We start from the raw sequence: 602 nt of genomic DNA on the forward strand, positions 1-602 counted from the left end.
GGATTGGGGCGTGATCACCGGGCCGGCAAGGTTAGAGGCCGAGGCGGTCGCGCAATCTTCCTTGAAGAATTGCCCAGGCCACGCCGAGCTTCCAGAAGCCGTGGAAAGGGATCGGCCTGATGGGCAGCACCGGCATGTCCAGCTCCGCCGCCGGCCGCCCCAGCAGGCGCAGCGCCGTCTGCCGGCCCATCGCCGTCGACATGGCCACGCCGCGGCCGTTGTAGCCGAGGCCGGCGAGCAGGCCCGGCGCGGGCTCGTGCAGATGAGGGTAGTGATCCTGGGTCGCGGCGATCTGGCCGTTCCAGCCATGGGTCCATTCGGCGCCTTTCAGCTCAGGCCAGAGCTTCGCCGCGTAGTCCATGATGTAGCGGATCGGCTCCAGGCTCTGCAGCGGCGCCTGGGGACCGCGCCCGCCGATCACCAGCCGGTTGGACTGGTCCATACGGTAGTAGACGGTGATGTTCCCGGACTCGTAGAGCGAGGCGCGCCGCGGCATCACCCGCCTTGCCGCCTCCTCGGCCAGCGGCGCCGTGGAGGCGATGGAGCTGTAGACCGGCACCACGGTCCGCCGCAGGCCGGGCCACAGGTCCCCGGTATAGCCA

Annotated in this window: 1 protein-coding gene; it reads right to left on the bottom strand. The window is 69.9% G+C overall.

The annotated features are described in order from the left end of the window. Positions 1-31 precede the first annotated feature (31 nt). A partial coding sequence (locus tag AC1DWF_RS36345; protein ID WP_476843295.1) for an NAD(P)/FAD-dependent oxidoreductase occupies positions 32-602 on the bottom strand: 571 nt, incomplete at its 5' end.

This window comes from Aminobacter sp. P4_D5, assembly GCF_056401815.1.